The sequence below is a fragment of the Ochrobactrum sp. BTU1 genome (assembly GCA_018798825.1).
In the GTDB taxonomy this organism is placed as follows: Bacteria; Pseudomonadota; Alphaproteobacteria; order Rhizobiales; family Rhizobiaceae; genus Brucella.
In genome coordinates, this window is sequence record CP076354.1 from 1,199,352 (window position 1) to 1,219,160 (window position 19,809).

Genomic DNA, 19,809 nt, shown 5'->3' on the forward strand with positions numbered 1-19,809 from the left:
GCACTTTCTTGCCCGGGGCATGTCTGCCCCGGGAAAAGGCAAATCTATTAGAACTTGGTCGAAACACCAAAGTTGAAATTCTGAACCTTATCGGTGTCAGCCTTTGCAATCGGGAACGCATAGTCGAAGCGGAGCGGACCGAATGGAGAAGCCCACATCAAGCTCACACCAGCCGAAGCGCGGAGTTTCTTGTCATCGCCCAAGACGCCCGGGGTATCGTTTCCGTACAAGGTTGCAGCGTCTGCGAACAGAGCACCACGGATACCAAGGCTTTCTGGAACGAGCGGCATCGGGAACTGAACTTCAGCAGTACCGCTGAAGTATGTGGTGCCACCCATCCAGTAACGGTTGCCGTTAGCAGCATCCTGATAAGGACCAATACCGTTGAACTTGAAGCCGCGGATAATGTCGGTGTTGTTCTTGAACAGATCGAAGATACGAACACCGTCACTACCAAATTCGTGGATGTAACCACCGCCGACACCCAGCATACCGACAATGTCGGCTTCCTGCATAAGCGTGGTGTAGTAGTTACCCTTGAAAGTCGTCTTCAGATACTTCGCGTCGCCACCAAGACCTGCGAATTCCTGCGTGAACTTGGCATAAAGACCTTCATGTGGGTTCTTCATGTCGTCGATCGAGTTATACGTCAGCGAGTAGCTGATCGACGAACGCAGCCATGGGCTATGCTCAGCAGCTTCAATAAGTGCTGGAGCATAATAGTTAGGATCTGGATTGCCATTCTGGTCAGAAACGTACAGGTCGTACTTTTCCTGAACCAGGTTATAGGCCAGACCAGCCGAGAAGTTGTCAGTAATCGGCAGGCCGAAGCGGATCGTACCACCCGTCTGCTGAACGTCATAACGACCACCGTTGTCTACGCGGTACGAACGACGGAATACGTCAAAACCGGCCGACATGCGATAACCGAGGAAGTAAGGCTCAGTGAACGACAGTGCGTAGTTACGCATTTCGTCCTGACCTGCACCAGCACTGATTCGGATAAACTGACCACGGCCAAGGAAGTTACGCTCGGTAATCGCAGCTTCAACCTGCGCACCTGGCGATTCTCCGCCGGTCGTGTAACCACCACCGATCGAGAACTCACCGGTCGACTTTTCGACAACGTCAACCACCAGGATAACCTGATCTGGCTCGGAGCCTGGAGCAGTCGAGATATTGACGGTCTGGAAGAAGTCGAGAGCTTCAAGACGGCGCTTAGCGCGCTGAACCATGACCTGATTGAAGGCGTCGCCTTCGTTCATGTCGAATTCACGACGAATCACGTAGTCGCGCGTCTTGTCGTTGCCGCGGATTTCAATGCGCTGAACGTAAGCGCGTGGACCCTGATCAACGCTATAAACAACCGAGATTGTGTGATTGTCGAAGTCGCGGTCGCCGCGTGGCTCAACCTTGGCGAAAGCGTAACCGCTACCAGCAACGTTTTCGGTAACCGCAAGAACGGAGTCTTCGATTTCCTTGGCGCTGTAAGGCTTACCTTCGCGGGTCTTGACCAAATGACCGAGCGACTGCGTATCAACGCCATCAACGGTGCTTTCGACGCTGACATTACCAAAGGTATAGCGCTGACCTTCATCAACCGTAACGGTGATGTCGTATTCGTTGGTCGATGGATTCAGAACCGCATTCGATGACAGTACGCGGAAATCTGCATAACCGCGATTGTAGTAGAAGCGGCGTAGCGTTTCTTCGTCAGCCTGCAGACGGCCTTCATCGTAAACGTCATTACGGGTCAGCCACGAAAGCGGGTTCGAACGCTTTGTGGAGATCACGTCACGCAGACGACGGGCGCTGTATGCACTGTTACCAACGAAATTGATGCTGGCGATCTTCGTGCGCGAACCTTCAGTGATTTCATAAACCACGTTCACGCGACCCTGACCGAGATCAACGGTGCGAGCATTTACAGTCGCATCGCTGCGGCCGATATGAGCATATGCACCCTTGATGGCTTCCTTATCAGCTTCCATCGTTGCCGCATCAAACGGCGAACGGGCTTTAAGCTGAACAGCACGAGCCAGATCAGGATCTTTGACCTTCTTGTTGCCCTGGAAGAGAACATTGTTCACAACCTGGCGCTCGCTCACCTGAACGATCAGCGAACCACCTGACTGGTTGATGCGCACGTCCGAGAACAGCCCCATTGCGAACAAGCGCTTAACAGCAGCATCAATATCATTGCTGTTGAAAGCTTTGCCCGGGCGAATGTCGATGTTGTCACGGATTGTCTGAGCATCGACGCGCGTATTACCGCGAACTTCAATGCGATTGACGACCGCAGCCTCAGCAGCATTGATCGATGCCAGAGAGAGCGCAGCAGTACCAGAAGCTACAAGAGCCACCGACATGGCGAGCGCTGAAGCGGCGCCAAAGAATTTAGAACTTGCCGTCATAGGCTTTCCGAACCTTCGTTTCTTTCTGTCCCCGGGGCGAATTTCCCAGAAATGCACGTATAGATACAACCGTAATAGCCGGTTTTTCTATACAAGCAAGCGTCGCGGTTAAAAACTGTTTACTTAAACAACCGGCGTGGCATCCGCGCCACGCGATTTAACTGTTATGGTAAACAGATCACTACGCTTTTCCAGTCCTCACTCCCAATGTTCATTTCTGATTAACGCCTCCGTACGGCTTCCGCCACACGTTGCGCTCCTTACGGTGGAGAGTCTCGCCAATCAGCAGCGCGACCCGGCTCCCCGTTTGCCAGCCGGACAGTGATCTAGCAGGCAAACAGGTCGTTGAAAAGTACGAACCCCATGAATCCCATCACAACGAGGAACCCAACACGATAAAAAATTTCCTGTGCCCCAACAGACACTGGGCTGCCCTTGATTGCTTCCACAGCATAAAAAACCAAATGTCCGCCATCCAATGGTGGCAATGGAAACAGGTTCAAAAGCCCAATACCAATAGAAAGCATGGCTGTCAGCTGGATAAGCCAGTCGAATCCCTGACTTGCGGCTTTGCCCGCCATATTGGCAATTTTCACTGGACCGCCGAGTTGGCACTTATCTTCACGGCCAACGGCAAAGCGTTGAAAAAACTCACCAGTTCGGCTGATGATGTGACCGGTTTCGACTATCGCCTGCCCTACTGATTCGAGCGGACCATACTCAATGCGTCGAAAATTACCGACCGCCTGCGTAGTTTCCACGCCGATAGCACCCATCTTGACCTTGTTACCCAGCGGATCAGTACGTTCGACAAGGGCAGGTGTCGCTTTCAGGTCGACCATCTTGCCGCCGCGTTCAACGGTAAAGTCCAACTCATCACCTGAGCGACCAGAAACTATCCGCTGAACATCGGAGAAAGTTGTGATTTTCTGTCCCTCAACACTGACAAAGCGGTCGCCCGGCTCAAAACCAGCTTCGGCAGCCGGGCTACCCGGCTGAACCCCAGCAACAAGCGGATCAGCGATCTGCCGACCATAAAGCGCAAAGAACACGCTGAAGATGACAACCGTAAGAATGATGTTGAAGGCGGGACCTGCAAAAACAGTCGCGGCACGTTTCCAGACAGGCTGGGTATGAAATGCCCTGCTCTGTTCTTCTGCACTGAGATTGGAGTTATCCACACCCACAGGTGAGCTTGTGGCGCTTTCATCACCCAAAAACTTCACGTAGCCGCCGAGCGGAATCGCAGAAAGCTTCCAACGCGTGCCATGCTTGTCGGTGAAACCGATCAGTTCGGGTCCGAAGCCGATGGAAAAGGCACTCGCACCGATGCCGCACCAGCGTCCAACGAGATAGTGGCCCATTTCATGCACAAAGACGACAACCGTCAGTACAAATAGAAATGGAATTATCGTTCCTACAAGCAGACTTTCGCTGCCGATAAAAAAGGCCAGAGCCTCCTGCAAATCACCACTCCTACGAATTCACACGCATCAGAAACTAAAGAAAATTGCAGACGGAACATCTGGCTCGGCAATAATCGCACCAAAGATGTACAAAAGTGCAGCAGCCGCAACAAGTCCGTCAACCCGATCCAGAACGCCGCCGTGTCCTGGCAGAAGGCGGCCAGAATCCTTTGCACCGAACTGACGCTTCACCCATGATTCTGCGAGATCGCCAATCTGCGAAACAATCGACAGCAGCAATGCCAGCAATGGCACAACCCAGCTTCCGGGAGGTGCAACGAGCGACGCAACCAGAATACCACCCGCAACTGCAGCAGCCGCGCCGCCCAAAGCCCCAGACCATGTCTTGTTTGGTGAAAAACGCGGCGCCAGTTTTGGTCCGCCCAGAGCGCGCCCATTGAAATAGGCTGCGATGTCGGTGGACCATACGACGGCAAAAAGAAAGCAGATAGCTGTGAAACCGAACGGCTCATCGCCTCGAAGCAGCGAAAGCGAAATTGCAGAAAAACCGGCGTAAAAGATGCCAGCAGCGGGCCAACCACGTCCGGTCTTCCACTGTGTTACGAGAAGAACAATTGAACCTGCAAGCAGCGCCCCGATAGTCAGCAGCGCGCTACGATCAAGCACAAGAAGAATAAAGGTGAGAATAAGCCAAGCCCAACCAAAGAGGCGGGAAAAGGACGTCTGCTTTGTCGCACTGAGTTCCGTCCACTCATAAAACATCGCCAAACCGATCGCGATGGAAAAGAGCGTGAAACCCAGTCCGCCTACCCAGGTCAGCCAGAGAGCTGCAGCGCCGAGAACGATGGCGGTCAGAATGCGAGTTTGCAGATTTGACATTGATACCTTTCGGCTAACCTAAACTGTTAGAGCGGCCTTTGTGCGCCCCACCGGTCGCACGGCACTCTATGCGGCCAGGCCGCATCAAACCGCTGCACCTTTTGCTGAAGTGCATTCGATTGCAGGTGAACACTCTTCGAGCTTGTCGCGCACCTCCACACCACCAAAACGGCGCTCGCGCTGACGGAAGACCTCATAAGCCGCATCGAGATCGGCAGGCTTGAAGTCTGGCCAGTGGCCAGGAACGAACAGAAATTCTGCATAGGCTGCCTGCCAAAGCAGAAAATTAGACAGGCGCATTTCGCCACTGGTGCGGATAATCAAATCCGGATCGGGAATACCGGCCGTGTCCAGATTGGCGGAGATCAGCTCCGCAGAAATCGATGATGGGTCAAGGCGGCCAGCCGCCACATCACGCGCAAGGCTCTGCACCGCGCGGACGATTTCATCGCGAGAACCATAATTGAAAGCGATAATGAGGTTAAGGCCGCTATTATGGCGGGTCAGAGATTCCGCTTCGCCAAGCAGGCTGCAAATGTCCGCGGCCAGCCCTTCGCGCTCACCAATAATGCGCACGCGCACATTATTGCGATGCAGTTCGGCAAGATCGCGGCGGATAAAAAGCTTCAGCAATCCCATGAGATCGCCGACTTCACCGCTTGGGCGCGACCAGTTTTCTGACGAGAATGCAAAGAGTGTAAGATAGCCAAGGCCGCGGTCGCCAGCGCCCCTCACCGTCTCACGCAAAGCTTCGACACCGGCCCTGTGACCGGCGCTGCGCGGCAAACCGCGTGCCTTCGCCCAACGGCCATTGCCATCCATAATAATGGCTATGTGGCGCGGATCGGACATGGCGAAGCTCTCCTCATTGGTAAATCATGCACAGCCAGTGCCTAACGTCATAAATCTGTAGCGCTTTGAAAAACACAATCAGAATTTCATAACTTACCAGACACTGGCAACAACTTGTTTCTAGTAGCCCATGCTTTCAAAGCCGCACTTTTCTGAAAAAAAGAATTCGCGCGCTCCAAAATCAGGAAACTAGACCTGCATGATCTCACCTTCCTTGACCGAAACGATCTTATCCATTTCAGCGATCGTATCATCGGTGAGCTTCTGAACCTTCTCAGAAAGACCACGGCTGTCATCCTGGCTGATATCGCCGTCTTTCTCGAGCCTCTTCAGCGTATCCATACCGTCACGACGAACGTGACGGACTGCAATACGACCCTGTTCCGCATACTGATGCGCAATCTTGACCAGTTCCTTGCGGCGCTGTTCGTTGAGCTCCGGCAAAGGAATACGCAACGTCATACCGTCAGTAATCGGATTAAGGCCGAGACCGGAATCACGAATCGCACGCTCTACAGCGCCAACCATGGTCTTATCCCATACGGAAACTGACAGCATACGCGATTCAGGTACCGTAATATTGGCAACCTGATTGATCGGCATTTCAGATCCGTAAGCCGTAATCGTGATTGGTTCGAGCAAGCTTGCAGAAGCGCGACCCGTACGCAGACCACCAAGGTCATGCTTCAGGGCATTAACAGCGCCTTCCATGCGTCGCTTCAGGTCGTTGATGTCAAAAACATCGCTCATGCATGTTCTCCTTCAGTGCGCGACAAGACAAACGATCAATACGCCGATCAATTATCGGAAACGATCGTGCAGCGTCCTTTGCCTTGTAGAATTTCGGCCAAGCCGCCGTTTTCATGGATGGAATAGACTATTATCGGAATGTTGTTCTCGCGTGCAAGGGCGACCGCCGTTGTATCCATGACGGCAAGCCCGCGATCAAGAACTTCCTTGTGCGTAAGCGCGTCAAATCGCGTTGCGGTTGGGTCTTTCTTCGGATCGGCGGAATAGATGCCGTCAACCTGAGTACCTTTAAGAAGCGCATCGGCGCCCACTTCAGCTGCACGCAGAGCTGCCGCAGAATCTGTCGTGAAGAAAGGATTGCCCGTGCCGCCTGCAAAGATCACAACCTTGCCCTCGTCCATATAAGCAGTTGCCTGTCGCTGCGAGAAACTCTCGCAAATTTCAGGCATTGCTATGGCGGAGAGAACAACCGCATCCACGCCGATCTTGTGAAGCGAAGTACGCAGCGCCAGCGAATTGATCACAGTGGCAAGCATCCCCATATGGTCGCCTGTCACGCGATCGCCGCCCTTGGATGCAACCGCTACGCCACGGAAAATATTTCCGCCACCAATAACGACGCCCACCTCAACACCAAGCTCCCGCGCTTGTTTGATATCATTGGCAATGCGGTCAGCAACCGAAACATCGATGCCAAAGCCCTGACTGCCCATCAATGCCTCGCCCGAGGCTTTCAAAAGAACGCGTTTATAGGCGGACTTAACGGACATGGAGTGTTCTCCGCTGATTGTGATCAACTGTTAGTATTGGGGTTCCGATACACGAAGGGCACCGCGTTGTCACGCGATGCCCTTCATAATCAAAAGCCTTTTCAGATGAAAAGACGAATTAGCCCTTGGCTGCAGCAGCAACTTCAGCAGCGAAGTCGCTTTCTTCCTTCTCGATGCCTTCACCGAGAGCGATACGTGCAAAGCCAGTGATCTTAGCAGGAGCGCCGATCGACTTTTCAGCTTCCTTGAGGGCAGCTTCAACAGTCAGATCAGGATTGATAACGAAAGCCTGCGAAAGAAGAACAACTTCTTCATAGAACTTGCGCATACGGCCTTCGATCATCTTTTCGATGATTGCATCTGGCTTGCCCGATTCACGAGCCTGCTCAATGAAGATCGCCTTTTCGCGTTCTGCAGCAGCTGGATCAACGTCAGCAGCGGTCAGAGCGAGTGGGTTGATAGCAGCAACGTGCATCGCAACCTGACGACCGAATGCGCTTGCAGCTTCTGCATTGCCTTCGGTTTCGATTGCAACGAGAACGCCGAGCTTGCCGAGGCCATCCGAAACACCGTTGTGGATGTAGGTAGCAACTGCACCCTTGGAAACTTCAAGAGCTGCCGAACGACGGAAGCTGATGTTTTCACCAATGGTCGCAACTGCGTCCTTAGCAACCTGCGTAACGGACTTGCCGTCGATGTTTGCTTCAGCAACAGCTTCAGACGAACCGTCGGTCGAAAGAGCAGCCTGAGCGATCTTGCGGACGAGATCCTGGAAAGCGTCGTTACGAGCAACGAAGTCGGTTTCGGAGTTGACTTCAACGACAACAGCCTTGTTGCCGGAAGCAGCAACGCCAACCAGACCTTCAGCAGCCGTACGGCCAGCCTTCTTGTCAGCCTTAGCGATACCCTTGGCGCGCAGCCAATCAACAGCGGCTTCTACGTCGCCGTTGGTTTCAGCAAGCGCTGCCTTGCAGTCCATCATGCCTGCGCCGGTCAGTTCGCGGAGTTCTTTAACCTGTGATGCGGAAATGCTCATTGTGTCGCCTTTCACGAAAGCGAAGGCACACCGAATGGGTGTGCCAACTTTTAACCGACGCTCATTGCATCGGAACGAATGAAGTTATCCACCCGTCATGTGACGGATGGATGAAATTCATGAGCGCTGATTATGCGCCTTCAGCTGGAGCTTCGAGAGCTGGCTCGATAGGAGCTTCAGCCTGTGCGCCAACGTCGATGCCGAGAGCGCCCTGCTGACGTGCAATACCGTCGAGAGCAGCGCGAGCAACCAGATCGCAATAGAGCGAAATAGCGCGTGCAGCGTCGTCGTTGCCTGGGATTGGGAAGTCGATCTGGTCTGGATCGCAGTTCGAATCGATAACCGCAACAACTGGAATACCAAGACGCTTGGCTTCCTGGATAGCAATTGCTTCCTTGTTGGTGTCAATGATGAACATCAGGTCAGGAACCGAACCCATGTCCTTGATGCCGCCGAGAGCGCGGTCAAGCTTTTCGCGTTCGCGTTCGAGGTTCAGGCGTTCCTTCTTCGAGTAACCCTGAGCGTCGCCAGCGAGAATTTCGTCGAGCTTGCGCAGACGCTGGATCGAGTTCGAGATCGTCTTCCAGTTGGTCATCATGCCGCCGAGCCAGCGTGCATTGACGTAGTACTGAGCCGAACGAGCTGCTGCGTCAGCGATGATGTCCGAAGCCTGGCGCTTCGTACCAACGAACAGAACGCGACCGCCGCGAGCAACGGTGTCCGAAACGATCTTCAGCGCGTTGTGCAGCAGAGGAACGGTCTGGGACAGATCAAGAATGTGGATGTTGTTGCGGTCGCCATAGATGTAAGGAGCCATCTTTGGGTTCCAGCGGTGGGTCTGGTGACCAAAGTGAACACCAGCTTCCAGAAGCTGACGCATGCTGAATTCAGGCAATGCCATCTGTATTTTCCTTTTCCGGTTGAACCTCCACGGGCTGAGGCGATTGCTCGCCACCGGAGGCTGAGGCAGGATTTCTCCCTGCAAAAGCCCAATCCCGTGTGTGGAATAGGCGCGCTGTTAAACCAACACGCCAATAAATGCAAGCCTTGCGACCATTATAACGCCAAAGGCTGTGGCAAACGACCTATTTGCAATCCGCTTTGGGTGCTTTGTCATCATAGACATCAAGCTTAACCAGCTTTCCACGCATGGCGAAATCACCGTAATCCATAGTCAAGTCGCGGGTGATGCCGTTTTTGTAAAGCTTGAAGTTGATGCGATAGATTGGAAGACCGTCCTGCTTTTCCTTGTCGTCAAAGTAGGAGATCGTCACCGGCCAGACATTGTCCTTCGTGAACTTGCCCATGGCTTTGGTTTCGTCGTTCTTGGCTTCCTGCTCCTTACCAACGACAACCGTCGTCGAGACAACGCGGTCCGCATCTTCCGACGCATCATAAAGAGACGTCTGATAGAACTTTTCACCAGCTGCCGCTTTGGCGATCAGCTCTTCCATATGCATCGTCGGAAACTGCGTCGCCTTGAGATCGAGCCTGTTCTCCTTCGGCTTGGTCAGTTCGACAAGGGTCTTGCCATCTGCAACCTTGGCATCGCCACGAACTTCCTTGACCAGTTCCTTGTCAACGAAGGTTTTGTTGACGAAACGGAAATCCTTGCCGTTACCGCTTTCAAACGTTGTCGTCTGCTGATCGGTCACGCGTTGCGGCTGCTCATCCATATCGATGCGCGTCACAAAGCGAAAATTCGTCGTATAGCCTTCGCAAGCCGAGCCATTGAACTCATAGACCATACGCCCCGTCAGGCCACTAATCCCGGATTTCTCATCGGCACGATCCAATGTGAGATCATACACTGCGCGATGCGGAACCAACGTTACCGTCGAAGCAGCATTGGCAATCGTTGCCGAACCACCCCAAACACAAACTGCCGCTCCAGTCGCCGCAAATGTCATTCTCAAAAAACGCATACATGAATCTCCCGATCTATTGAGGAGCATGATAAAAAAACTCGTGGCGGAAGCGAGGCAAAAAACGCACCCTCCCCAAAAGCTTCACCGATTCTATTTAATGTATCGGGTGCGAAAGGCATTAAGTTAGCAAGGATTAATGGAATGACCGACACAATCGACAGCCGTCTTAAAAATCTGGGTATATCTTTACCGGAAGCTGCAGCACCGGCTGCAAACTATGTGCCTTTCGCGCAAACCGGCCCTCTGTTGCTGACTTCGGGCCAGCTTCCATTGGAAAACGGCAAGCTCATTCACACTGGTCAGATCGGCGATGCGCTGACGGTTGCTCACGGCCAGGCTGCAGCACGCGCCTGCGCCGTCAATATTCTCGCACAGGCAAAGGCAGCTCTTGGCGATCTGAACAAGATCAAGCGCGTCGTAAAGATCACCGTATTCGTTTCCTCGACAGCTGATTTCGTTGAACAGCATCTGGTTGCCAATGGCGCATCAGATCTTCTCGTCACTGTCCTTGGCGATGCTGGCAAACACGCCCGCTCAGCTGTCGGCGTTGCAAGCCTGCCGCTGAATGCACCGGTTGAAATCGAAGCAATCATCGAGGTTGCATAATGTCATCTCCTGAATGGCTCAAGAAACAGCCAATTGCGCATCGTGGCATCCACGATCTCAATAAAGAGCGGTGGGAAAACACACTCGCAGCCTTTGATGCAGCAGCGAAAGCTGGCTTTGCAATTGAATGCGACGTGCATCTGACCAAAGACGGCGGCGTCATCGTGTTTCATGATGACGATCTCAAGCGCCTTACCGGGCGCGAAGGCCGTATCAGCGATCTGACGCTCGCAGAGGCTACTGAGCTTCATATTGGCGGCACCGCTGATCGCGCGCCAACGCTCAAACAGATGCTTGATCTGATTGCTGGCCGCGTGCCTGTCGTGATTGAGCTGAAGGGCATTGAAGGCCGCGACGATGGTCTCGTGGCGGCTGTTGCAAAAGAACTCGCTTCTTATAAGGGCCAAGCTGCAATCATGTCTTTCGACCATCATCTGGTTCGACTGTTTGCAAGCGACGCTCCCGGCATCCCGGGAGGCCTGACCGCAGAAGGCACGCGTACAAAGGATTTCGAAGCACATTTCTCAATGCTCGCGCATCAGATTTCCTTCGTATCCTATAATGTGCATCACCTGCCGAACCCATTCGTCAGCTTCGTTCGTGAAAAGCTCGCCCTTCCGGTTATCAGCTGGACAGTACGCGATGCAGAAATGAAAAAGCATAGCGATCTCAACGTGGATCAGATCACCTTTGAAGGCTTCGATCCGCGCGCACTGGTCGCTTAACAGGACATTTCGCCATGAGTGACGACGAGAAGCAGACTGAGCAAAGCTTCGCTCTTCGCATCGTTGAAAGCGTTGGCGACTTTTCGGAAGACGAATGGAACCATCTTGCCGGAACTTCCCGGCAGGATGGCAATTATAACCCGTTTATTTCCCGCGCATTTCTTCTGGCGCTGGAACAGTCAGGCTCCGTGTCACAACAGGCTGGCTGGTTGCCTCACTATCTCCGCCTCGAAGACGATCAGGGGTATCTTATCGGGGCAATTCCCAATTACCTGAAAGGCCATAGTCAGGGCGAATATGTATTCGACCACGGCTGGGCAGATGCTTTTGAACGCGCAGGCGGGCGTTACTACCCCAAGTTTCAGGCATCAGTTCCGTTCACACCCGCAACCGGCCCGCGCCTGCTTCACCATCGGGAGTTTGAACCCGAAGCCATCCAGGTTGCTCTCGCGACGGGGCTGCGGCAACTCACTGATCAGACAGGCGCTTCTTCTGCTCACGTTACATTCGCGCCTCAGACCGAGATTTCATCGCTCGAAGCAGCCGGTTTTCTGCATCGAATCGATCAGCAGTTTCACTTTATAAACAATGGCTTTTCCGATTATGATGATTTTCTAAATGAGCTTGTGTCAAGAAAACGCAAAGCTCTCAAAAAAGAACGCCGAGAGGCGCTTTCAGAAGGCATCGAAATCGACTGGCTGACCGGCAAGGAGTTGACGGAAGCGGTCTGGGATGACTTTTATGAATTCTATATTGATACAGGCAGCCGCAAGTGGAGCCGCCCCTATCTCAACCGCAAGTTTTTCTCGCTGATTGGCGAAACGATGGCGCAGGATATCCTGCTGGTCATGGCGAAACGCAATGGTCGTTACATTGCCGGTGCGATCAATTTCATCGGTAGCGATACACTTTATGGACGTCACTGGGGCTGTATCGAGGATCACCCATACCTCCATTTTGAGGTTTGCTACCATCAGGCGATAGACTTCGCGATTGATCGCAAATTACGGGTTGTGGAAGCAGGTGCACAGGGCGAGCACAAGCTTGCACGTGGCTATGTGCCTGTTACGACCCATTCCGCGCATTATATTGCGCATGAAGGTTTCCGCCGCGCTGTCAGCGATTATCTGGAACGTGAACGGCGAGAAGTCGATCAGATACATGCAGCACTGGAAGAGCACACGCCCTTCAAGCAGGCATGACGATAACAACCGAATAAGAGACTGAACTGGAGAGAACAGTATGTCCGCCACCTATGATGACAACAACATCTTTGCAAAAATCCTGCGCGGCGAGATTCCTTCAACGCGCGTCTATGAAACGGATGATATTGTGGCATTCATGGATGTCATGCCGCAGGGAACCGGCCACACGCTGGTTGTTCCAAAAGCCCCTTCACGCAACCTGCTTGATGCAAAGCCGGAAGCGCTCGCCCAAGCCATCAAAGCCGTGCAGAAGATCGCAAATGCCGTGAAGAATGCTTTTGACGCGGATGGCGTCACTGTCATTCAGTTTAACGAACCGGCAGCAGGCCAGACAGTTTATCACCTGCACTTCCACGTCATCCCGCGTTTTGAAGGTGTAGAACTGAAGCCTCATACCGGAAAAATGGAAGACGCAGCGGTTCTTACAGCAAATGCTGAGAAAATCCGCGCAGCACTTTGATAAGAATCGTCTTTATAAGCTCAACAATCCGGCAATCAGCAGCGCTTCTGCCACCACAATACCGACAAGCAAGCGCTTGCCCGCGATAAGATAAGCGATGAATCCGGCAGCTGCCGATCCAACACGAAGCCACATCGGGGAGTTTGCGAGCTCCCCGTTCGGATACAGAATAAGCTGTGCGATCACGCCTGCAACCAGTGCCGTCGCAACACAGCGCACAAACACCAGAACCTCCGAATCCTCACGTACCCGGCCACCGACAACCACTCCCATGACCCGGAAGATGTATGTTGGAAGCGCTCCTGCAAGCAGAATGAATACAAGCGGCCACCACCAATCGGAATAGCTGTCCCAATTCATTGCAGAGCCTCCTTGCTCGCCTTGCGCGAGCGGTGAAAGGCGAAGGAAATCAGCCCGCCGAAAACACCAGTCAGAAGCAGATCATAGCCCGGTGCAAACTGGTGGAAGATCGGGAAAAGCACGATGCCTGAAACCATCGCAATCTGCCCCGCCCGTTCGCGGGCCGATCTCCAGAGCGATGTTAGAAAGTACATCGGCGTGAGCATGAAAAGCGCTGCAAACACGACAGGCGGAAAAGATGCCGACAGCATATAAACCAAGGCGACCACAAGCGCATTCGTGCCAACAAGAACGGTGCCGATGCCTGCAAAATAGCTGGTCCGCATATTGCGTGGCACATTACGCAGCTCTTCCATTGCCATGACCCAGGCCGTCACCGCCACAAAATGGCATAGGGCCGCAAGTGTCAGCTTGCGTGTCTTTGGGCCTTTCAATTCCGGTAAAAGAGCCACCACCATCGGCATGAGGCGAACAGATGACAATCCGACAGCCAAGGCCGCTGCGGGAATTGATACCCCGGCGCTGATCGCGCCAATGAGCACCACCTTTGCAGGCAGAGCCCAAATGGTCAGTGTCATAAACACCGCCTGCCCGGCTGTTATGCCACTTTCAATCGCCAGCCCTGAAAAGCCAATAAAGGAACTCATCAGTAAAATGGCAGGCACGCTCACGATTCGGCGCGTACCGCGAAAAAACCAGCCAAGATGGCCAGATTGCTCTGCTGACTGTTGGTCGGAACTGGGGGAAAGACTCGAAGACATGCTTCAAACTAAAGCATTTCCAGCAAAAGTGCGAAGCGGTTTTGCGCAGGATAATGCATATTAAAAACTGAAGATGTATTTAAGCCAAAATTGCGAAGCGGTTTTTCAGCCGCAAATGCAGTCAATAAAAAAGGCCCTTCATGTGAAGGGCCTTTTTAAGTTCTTATTTCTTACGCGGCACTTTAGGAACCGACGATTTCGCCGTCGAAGCCTTGGTGGCAGGTTTTGGCGCGACCTCATCCTTGCCAGCCAGAACCTTTTCCTTTTCAGCCTTCTTCGGTGCTGCCTTCTTGCGCACGGGCTGCTTCTTTTCTGCCGGAATATCCTTCTTCGGAGTAACCGGCTTGTCGGAAACAGTCTCAAGAGCAAGATCGGTCTTGCCGTCGTCCTTTGTCGTCACATCGACGCGAACCGTACCGCCATGCTTGAGCTTGCCAAACAGCACTTCATTGGCCAATGGCTTCTTGATGTGTTCCTGAATGACGCGAGCCAGCGGACGCGCGCCCATGCGCTCGTCATAACCTTTGTCAGCAAGCCAAGCGATAGCGGGCTCGGTCAGTTCGAATGTCACGCCACGTTCTGCAAGCTGTGCCTCGAGCTGCAGCACGAACTTCTGAACGACCTGATGAATGACCGGAACCGGCAGCGGACCGAATGGAACGATTGCGTCGAGACGGTTGCGGAACTCCGGCGTGAACAGCCGGTTGATCGCTTCCATGTCGTCGCCTTCGCGCCGTGTCGAACCGAAACCAATCGCAGCCTTTGCCATATCGGCGGCACCGGCATTGGTGGTCATGATCAGAATCACATTGCGGAAATCGATCTTCTTGCCGTTGTGATCGGTGAGCGAGCCATGATCCATAACCTGCAACAGAATGTTGTAGAGGTCTGGATGCGCCTTTTCGATTTCGTCGAGCAACAGCACGCAATGCGGATGCTGATCGACGCCATCGGTCAGAAGGCCACCCTGATCGAAGCCGACATATCCTGGAGGGGCACCGATCAAACGCGATACAGTGTGACGCTCCATATATTCCGACATATCGAAACGCAGCAGTTCGACGCCCAGCGAAGAAGCAAGCTGCTTGGCCACTTCCGTCTTACCGACACCTGTTGGGCCGGAGAACAGATAGGAGCCGATTGGCTTGTCTGCTTCCCGCAAACCTGCGCGGGCAAGCTTGATCGCAGAGGAAAGCGCTTCAATCGCCAGATCCTGACCATAGACAACGCGCTTCAGTTCCGATTCGAGATGTGCGAGCACCTGCTCGTCATCCTTCGAAACAGATTTCGGCGGTATCCGCGCCATGGTGGCAATGGTTGCTTCGATTTCCTTGACGCCGATGGTCTTCTTGCGCTTGTTTTCCGGCAGAAGCATCTGGCTTGCACCAGTTTCATCGATCACGTCGATGGCTTTGTCGGGCAACTTGCGGTCGGAGATATAGCGTGCAGAAAGCTCTACAGCCGACTTGATAGCATCAACCGTATATTTGACTTTGTGGAAGTCTTCAAAATACGGCTTCAGACCCTTCATGATCTCAATCGCATCCGGAATCGATGGCTCATTGACATCAATCTTCTGGAAACGACGCACCAGTGCGCGGTCCTTCTCGAAGAACTGACGATATTCTTTATATGTCGTCGAACCAATGCAACGGATTGCACCCGAAGAAAGCGCTGGCTTTAGCAGGTTCGATGCATCCATCGCACCGCCGGAAGTCGCGCCGGCACCGATGACAGTGTGAATTTCGTCGATGAACAGAACCGCACCCGGATATTCTTCGAGCTCCTTTACGACCTGCTTCAGACGCTCTTCGAAATCACCGCGATAACGTGTACCGGCAAGCAGCGTACCCATGTCGAGCGAGAAGATCGTGGCATCAGCAAGCGCTTCAGGCACATCGCCTTCCACGATTCGCTTTGCCAGACCTTCGGCGATTGCGGTTTTACCAACGCCCGGATCACCCACATAAAGCGGGTTGTTCTTGGAGCGACGGCAGAGAACCTGAATGGTGCGGCTGATCTCGCTGTCACGACCGATCAGCGGATCAATACGACCGGACTTGGCTTTCTCGTTCAGATTGACGCAATAGGCAGTAAGCGCATCCTGCTTTTTCTTTGCGCCTTCTTCCGGCTCCACACTCGTACGTTCTTCGCTCGGGCTTTCAGCGCCACGCGGGGTACGCGTTTCGCTGCTCTGCGTGCGTTTTGAAATGCCGTGCGAAATATAATTGACTGCATCATAGCGCGTCATCTGCTGCTCCTGCAGGAAGTAGGCAGCATGGCTTTCGCGCTCTGCAAAGATGGCAACCAGCACATTCGCACCGGTAACTTCTTCACGGTTGGAAGACTGGACGTGAATCACGGCGCGCTGGATCACGCGCTGGAAAGCTGCCGTCGGCTTGGAATCCTCGTCATAGCCAGTGACAAGATTGTCCAGTTCACGGTCGATATAATCGGTCACGATCCGTTTGAGATGCTCGAGATCGACGTTACAGGCGCGCATCACTGCGCCCGCATCCTGATCGTCGATCAGGGCAAGCAAGAGGTGTTCGAGCGTCGCATATTCGTGATGCCGCTCGTTCGCGATGGTAAGCGCTTGATGCAGCGCCCTTTCAAGGCTGGGAGAAAACGATGGCATATGACCTCACTTTTTCTCCATTACACATTGTAATGGATGCTGGTTTTGGCGGGCAAAATCCATGACCTGGCTAACCTTGGTTTCGGCAACTTCGTAAGTGAATACGCCGCACTCACCGACACCGTGGTTATGAACATGCAACATAATACGCGTTGCGTCGTCCATATTCTTTTGAAAAAACCGCTGCAGGACATGAATGACAAACTCCATAGGAGTGTAGTCATCATTGAGAAGCAGGACACGATAGAGGCTTGGCTTCTTGGTTTTAGGCTGCGTGCGCGTGACCACAACCGTACCGTTATCCGGTCCGTTCCCGCCGTTGGTCTTGCTCTGCATGACTGGATTAAAATGCCTCATGAAACCTAACACCCGAATGCCCAACTATCTGGCCTGCCTGCCCTCATATGTAGGGCGTCATGATCTGATTTTAAGCCCTTCATCGACACTTGCAACCGAGACTTATTGCAAGGTGCTGCATTGGCACAGTTATCTCAGTCACTTTTACGAGTAGGCAACCATCGAAAGATGTTCAAAATCAAAAATAGCTATCAATAAGACGAACGAGCACCCGAAACCGCTGGGCACATTTTTTCAAAATTTATGAATATTGTAGTTACCATAAACGGATTGGTAACGCTGATGACAGTAAGGTTACGGAATTAGACAGCTGTGTGCCCTTTGCGCCGCAGTTCAAAAAAACCGGAATACAGGCAGGTCATCATCGTGCGTACCGCATTCAGCAAAGTAGCATATGCCTTGAAAAGAGCGGCGCAAGCCACACTTCTTCTCGCTGTTGTAACAGGCTGCTCTACGGCCTCAACGACAGTTCCTGCTGTGGCAAATGACAGATATGCCGCTATTGTGATCGATGCGAACACCGGAAAAACGCTGTTTGCATCCAACGCAGACGCTAAACGCTATCCGGCATCGCTGACCAAGATGATGACCATGTACATGCTATTTGAAGGCATGAAGTCAGGTCGTATCAATAAAGATACCCGTATTCCTATCTCTTCTTATGCAGCAGCGCGTCCACCGACAAAGATTGGCTTCAAGCCAGGTCAGACCATCCGTGTTGAAGATGCTATTCTCGCCATGGTGACCAAGTCTGCCAACGACGTTGCAACTGCTTCGGGCGAATTCCTTGGCGGCTCAGAAGAGCGTTTCGCACAGATGATGACGGCCAAAGCCCGTCGTCTGGGCATGGCAAACACCACTTTCCGCAACGCGTCGGGCCTTCCGAACATGTCGCAGGTTACGACTGCACGCGACATGGCAATCCTCAGCATTGCGCTTCGTCAGCACTTCCCGCAGGAGTTTTCATACTTCTCGCGTCGTAGCTTCGTATTCCGTGGTCAGACAATCAATGGTCACAACCGCCTGCTCGGTCGTGTTGAAGGCGTTGACGGTATTAAAACCGGTTACACCAATGCATCGGGCTACAACCTCGCTTCATCGGTCAATTATGACGGTCGTCGTCTTGTTGCCGTTGTCATGGGCGGTAACACCGGCGCGAGCCGCGATGCACACATGACCCAGCTGATCCGCAAGTATCTTCCTGCAGCCACTCGTGGCCGCGTTTCGGAACCACTTGTTGCAATGCGTGGTGAAGTTCCACAGGTTGTCGCATCGGTTGATCTGCCAAAGGCACGTAATGCACCGGTTCCAGTTGCTCGTCAGACCACTGAAGTTGCTGACGTCATCAACAACGAAAGCGGCGAAGGCGATATTGACCAGCCACAGGTTCTGGCTCTCGCCGCACCGACACAGCGCCCAGCTGCAATGGCAGCGCAGGCAGCTGTGCGCCCAACGCCAAAGGCCGCAGTTCCGTCGGCTCCAGCACACGATATCGACCCTGTAACGACAGCATCAGCACCCGCTTCCGGTGGCTGGGCCATTCAGGTTGGCTCGCTGCCAAGCGAAGGCCAGGCACGCGATATGTTGACCAAGGTCTCTTCATCAGTCGGTGCGCCACTTCGTTCCGCATCGCCTTACACTGAAACATTCGTGAAGGGTAACTCCACTTTCTACCGTGCTCGCTTTGTAGGCTTCTCCTCGAAGCAGGCTGCATGGGATGCATGCGCATCGCTCAAGAAGAAGAACTTTGGCTGCTACGCAGTCGCCAATTAATCCGAGCGAGAGGGGAGGCTCTCTCGTAACCGCTTTAAACCCGAAAATAGTATTGCGTAGAGGGTTTCGAGATGTCGAATATGAATGAAACGATCGGACAATATGCTCTGAAGTCCAGCATATGGACTGAACAAGCGCCTCGCCCATCCGGACTTAGTTCACTGTTCTCCGTTCAGGCTCTTAAGCAGGCTGCGATTCGTCTTGCCGATGTGCGTCATGGAAAAGGTTTCCATACGCGTGATCTGGTTGGATTGCTGGTTGGCCACGCCGCTCGCAATCGCCGCATGGTGCAGCCGCGCACCATGATGCGTATGACCCTGCCGGTTACGTCCGATAAAGTGGCAGTACGCATCACGATTGAGAGCTGAAATATCTCACCTACAAAAAAGGCCCGTCATTTCGACGGGCCTTTTTTGTTTGTAAACTAAAGCAATCCCAGCGCTGCAAGTTCCTGCCGAAGCTCCGGCGGCAGTGCTGCCCTGCCCGACTTACCAGCCGCTTCATCAAGCGGAACCTCGTTTTCACTGAGATAGCGCCAGCCCTGAAAAGCACGACGTGGTTGCCACTGAGTCGGATGGATTTTCGGCTCCAGCACCAGATGGCAGCGATTGATGCCCTGCTCATCCGTAAACGGGCGAATATCGAGCAAGCGCTGGCGGCATTGAACATTGCCTTTGATCACCCAATAAAGCGATCCGCCTTCAAGCAGTTCATCAATACGTTTGGGAACCATGCGTGTCGTGTGAAACTGTTCCGGGACAAGCCCGGCAGCGCGCTGCTCCGCAAGCCTGAAATCGATCCAGGCTGCGAGATCTTCGATGCTATCGCAGCCGACGCAGAGTTTGACGAGATTAAGTGCCATGAGGCT

At 53.3% G+C, this 19,809-nt stretch carries 20 protein-coding genes; 6 read left to right on the top strand and 14 right to left on the bottom strand.

Going from position 1 to position 19,809, the window contains the following annotated elements; translation table 11 throughout:
• Positions 1-47: 47 nt before the first annotated feature.
• From bamA to eipB, 9 genes are all read right to left on the bottom strand, one after another.
• Entirely contained in the window at positions 48-2,414 is a 2,367-nt protein-coding gene (bamA, locus tag KMS41_05770) for an outer membrane protein assembly factor BamA (protein QWK76643.1), read from the bottom strand.
• A gap of 326 nt (positions 2,415-2,740) precedes the next feature.
• Positions 2,741-3,880, bottom strand: coding sequence for an RIP metalloprotease RseP (gene rseP / locus KMS41_05775; GenBank protein ID QWK76644.1), 1,140 nt, complete (start codon positions 3,878-3,880; stop codon positions 2,741-2,743).
• Positions 3,881-3,907: 27 nt separating this feature from the next.
• Positions 3,908-4,720, bottom strand: coding sequence for a phosphatidate cytidylyltransferase (locus KMS41_05780; GenBank protein ID QWK76645.1), 813 nt, complete (start codon positions 4,718-4,720; stop codon positions 3,908-3,910).
• A gap of 84 nt (positions 4,721-4,804) precedes the next feature.
• Positions 4,805-5,572 carry an isoprenyl transferase gene (locus tag KMS41_05785; protein QWK76646.1) on the bottom strand — a complete coding sequence of 256 codons (768 nt, stop codon included), beginning with the start codon at positions 5,570-5,572 and terminating at the stop codon, positions 4,805-4,807.
• Positions 5,573-5,761: 189 nt separating this feature from the next.
• On the bottom strand, positions 5,762-6,322 hold the full coding sequence (frr, locus tag KMS41_05790; protein ID QWK76647.1) for a ribosome recycling factor: 561 nt from the start codon (positions 6,320-6,322) through the stop codon (positions 5,762-5,764).
• A 47-nt stretch (positions 6,323-6,369) separates the two neighbouring features.
• The gene (gene pyrH, locus KMS41_05795; GenBank protein ID QWK76648.1) at positions 6,370-7,092 is read right to left on the bottom strand and encodes a UMP kinase; all 723 of its coding nucleotides are present in this window, start codon (positions 7,090-7,092) and stop codon (positions 6,370-6,372) included.
• A gap of 118 nt (positions 7,093-7,210) precedes the next feature.
• On the bottom strand, positions 7,211-8,128 hold the full coding sequence (gene tsf, locus KMS41_05800; GenBank protein QWK76649.1) for a translation elongation factor Ts: 918 nt from the start codon (positions 8,126-8,128) through the stop codon (positions 7,211-7,213).
• Positions 8,129-8,258: 130 nt separating this feature from the next.
• Entirely contained in the window at positions 8,259-9,029 is a 771-nt protein-coding gene (rpsB, locus tag KMS41_05805; protein QWK76650.1) for a 30S ribosomal protein S2, read from the bottom strand.
• Between the two features lie 184 nt (positions 9,030-9,213).
• Complete coding sequence (gene eipB / locus KMS41_05810; GenBank protein QWK76651.1) at positions 9,214-10,053, bottom strand: cell envelope integrity protein EipB; 840 nt, start codon at positions 10,051-10,053, stop codon at positions 9,214-9,216.
• 144 nt (positions 10,054-10,197) lie between these two features.
• Here eipB and KMS41_05815 point away from each other — a divergent pair, with 144 nt between their 5' ends.
• Genes KMS41_05815 through KMS41_05830 form a run of 4 tightly spaced genes read left to right on the top strand, consistent with a single transcriptional unit; the run spans position 10,198 to position 13,052 of the window.
• Positions 10,198-10,662 (top strand): RidA family protein, encoded by a 465-nt coding sequence (locus KMS41_05815; protein QWK76652.1) that lies wholly within the window; start codon positions 10,198-10,200, stop codon positions 10,660-10,662.
• The gene (locus tag KMS41_05820) at positions 10,662-11,387 is read left to right on the top strand and encodes a glycerophosphodiester phosphodiesterase (GenBank protein QWK76653.1); all 726 of its coding nucleotides are present in this window, start codon (positions 10,662-10,664) and stop codon (positions 11,385-11,387) included. The genes KMS41_05815 and KMS41_05820 overlap by 1 nt, the downstream gene beginning before the upstream one ends.
• Before the next feature lie 14 nt (positions 11,388-11,401).
• Complete coding sequence (locus tag KMS41_05825) at positions 11,402-12,589, top strand: GNAT family N-acetyltransferase (protein QWK76654.1); 1,188 nt, start codon at positions 11,402-11,404, stop codon at positions 12,587-12,589.
• Between the two features lie 40 nt (positions 12,590-12,629).
• Positions 12,630-13,052, top strand: coding sequence for an HIT family protein (locus KMS41_05830; protein QWK76655.1), 423 nt, complete (start codon positions 12,630-12,632; stop codon positions 13,050-13,052).
• A 12-nt stretch (positions 13,053-13,064) separates the two neighbouring features.
• Here the strand turns inward: KMS41_05830 and KMS41_05835 are convergent, their stop codons facing one another.
• The 4 genes from KMS41_05835 to clpS all read right to left on the bottom strand — a co-directional run bounded on the left by KMS41_05835 (position 13,065) and on the right by clpS (position 17,168).
• Positions 13,065-13,412, bottom strand: a complete 348-nt coding sequence (locus KMS41_05835; protein ID QWK76656.1) for an AzlD domain-containing protein — start codon at positions 13,410-13,412, stop codon at positions 13,065-13,067.
• On the bottom strand, positions 13,409-14,173 hold the full coding sequence (locus KMS41_05840) for an AzlC family ABC transporter permease (protein ID QWK76657.1): 765 nt from the start codon (positions 14,171-14,173) through the stop codon (positions 13,409-13,411). The genes KMS41_05835 and KMS41_05840 overlap by 4 nt, the downstream gene beginning before the upstream one ends.
• A 163-nt stretch (positions 14,174-14,336) precedes the next feature.
• Complete coding sequence (gene clpA / locus KMS41_05845) at positions 14,337-16,811, bottom strand: ATP-dependent Clp protease ATP-binding subunit ClpA (protein QWK76658.1); 2,475 nt, start codon at positions 16,809-16,811, stop codon at positions 14,337-14,339.
• 6 nt (positions 16,812-16,817) lie between these two features.
• Positions 16,818-17,168, bottom strand: a complete 351-nt coding sequence (clpS, locus tag KMS41_05850) for an ATP-dependent Clp protease adapter ClpS (protein QWK76659.1) — start codon at positions 17,166-17,168, stop codon at positions 16,818-16,820.
• Positions 17,169-17,534: 366 nt separating this feature from the next.
• Here clpS and KMS41_05855 point away from each other — a divergent pair, with 366 nt between their 5' ends.
• Both KMS41_05855 and KMS41_05860 read left to right on the top strand, forming a co-directional pair.
• A complete protein-coding gene (locus tag KMS41_05855) occupies positions 17,535-18,941 on the top strand; it encodes a D-alanyl-D-alanine carboxypeptidase (protein ID QWK76660.1) in 1,407 nt (468 codons plus the stop codon).
• A gap of 71 nt (positions 18,942-19,012) precedes the next feature.
• Positions 19,013-19,309, top strand: coding sequence for a hypothetical protein (locus KMS41_05860; GenBank protein QWK76661.1), 297 nt, complete (start codon positions 19,013-19,015; stop codon positions 19,307-19,309).
• Positions 19,310-19,365: 56 nt separating this feature from the next.
• On the opposite strand, the gene KMS41_05865 is transcribed toward KMS41_05860, so the two are convergent.
• Positions 19,366-19,803: a DUF1489 family protein gene (locus KMS41_05865; protein ID QWK76662.1), complete on the bottom strand. Its 438-nt coding sequence runs from the start codon at positions 19,801-19,803 to the stop codon at positions 19,366-19,368.
• Positions 19,804-19,809 lie beyond the last annotated feature (6 nt).

What these genes read in the sequence shown, in the direction of transcription:
- bamA (QWK76643.1), bottom strand. Translation starts at nt 2,414, where the DNA reads ATGACGGCAAGTTCTAAATTCTTTGGCGCCGCTTCAGCGCTCGCCATG.
- KMS41_05780 (QWK76645.1), bottom strand. Translation starts at nt 4,720, where the DNA reads ATGTCAAATCTGCAAACTCGCATTCTGACCGCCATCGTTCTCGGCGCT.
- KMS41_05785 (QWK76646.1), bottom strand. Translation starts at nt 5,572, where the DNA reads ATGTCCGATCCGCGCCACATAGCCATTATTATGGATGGCAATGGCCGT.
- frr (QWK76647.1), bottom strand. Translation starts at nt 6,322, where the DNA reads ATGAGCGATGTTTTTGACATCAACGACCTGAAGCGACGCATGGAAGGC.
- pyrH (QWK76648.1), bottom strand. Translation starts at nt 7,092, where the DNA reads ATGTCCGTTAAGTCCGCCTATAAACGCGTTCTTTTGAAAGCCTCGGGC.
- tsf (QWK76649.1), bottom strand. Translation starts at nt 8,128, where the DNA reads ATGAGCATTTCCGCATCACAGGTTAAAGAACTCCGCGAACTGACCGGC.
- rpsB (QWK76650.1), bottom strand. Translation starts at nt 9,029, where the DNA reads ATGGCATTGCCTGAATTCAGCATGCGTCAGCTTCTGGAAGCTGGTGTT.
- eipB (QWK76651.1), bottom strand. Translation starts at nt 10,053, where the DNA reads ATGCGTTTTTTGAGAATGACATTTGCGGCGACTGGAGCGGCAGTTTGT.
- KMS41_05815 (QWK76652.1), top strand. Translation starts at nt 10,198, where the DNA reads ATGACCGACACAATCGACAGCCGTCTTAAAAATCTGGGTATATCTTTA.
- KMS41_05820 (QWK76653.1), top strand. Translation starts at nt 10,662, where the DNA reads ATGTCATCTCCTGAATGGCTCAAGAAACAGCCAATTGCGCATCGTGGC.
- KMS41_05825 (QWK76654.1), top strand. Translation starts at nt 11,402, where the DNA reads ATGAGTGACGACGAGAAGCAGACTGAGCAAAGCTTCGCTCTTCGCATC.
- KMS41_05830 (QWK76655.1), top strand. Translation starts at nt 12,630, where the DNA reads ATGTCCGCCACCTATGATGACAACAACATCTTTGCAAAAATCCTGCGC.
- KMS41_05835 (QWK76656.1), bottom strand. Translation starts at nt 13,412, where the DNA reads ATGAATTGGGACAGCTATTCCGATTGGTGGTGGCCGCTTGTATTCATT.
- KMS41_05840 (QWK76657.1), bottom strand. Translation starts at nt 14,173, where the DNA reads ATGTCTTCGAGTCTTTCCCCCAGTTCCGACCAACAGTCAGCAGAGCAA.
- clpA (QWK76658.1), bottom strand. Translation starts at nt 16,811, where the DNA reads ATGCCATCGTTTTCTCCCAGCCTTGAAAGGGCGCTGCATCAAGCGCTT.
- clpS (QWK76659.1), bottom strand. Translation starts at nt 17,168, where the DNA reads ATGAGGCATTTTAATCCAGTCATGCAGAGCAAGACCAACGGCGGGAAC.
- KMS41_05860 (QWK76661.1), top strand. Translation starts at nt 19,013, where the DNA reads ATGTCGAATATGAATGAAACGATCGGACAATATGCTCTGAAGTCCAGC.
- KMS41_05865 (QWK76662.1), bottom strand. Translation starts at nt 19,803, where the DNA reads ATGGCACTTAATCTCGTCAAACTCTGCGTCGGCTGCGATAGCATCGAA.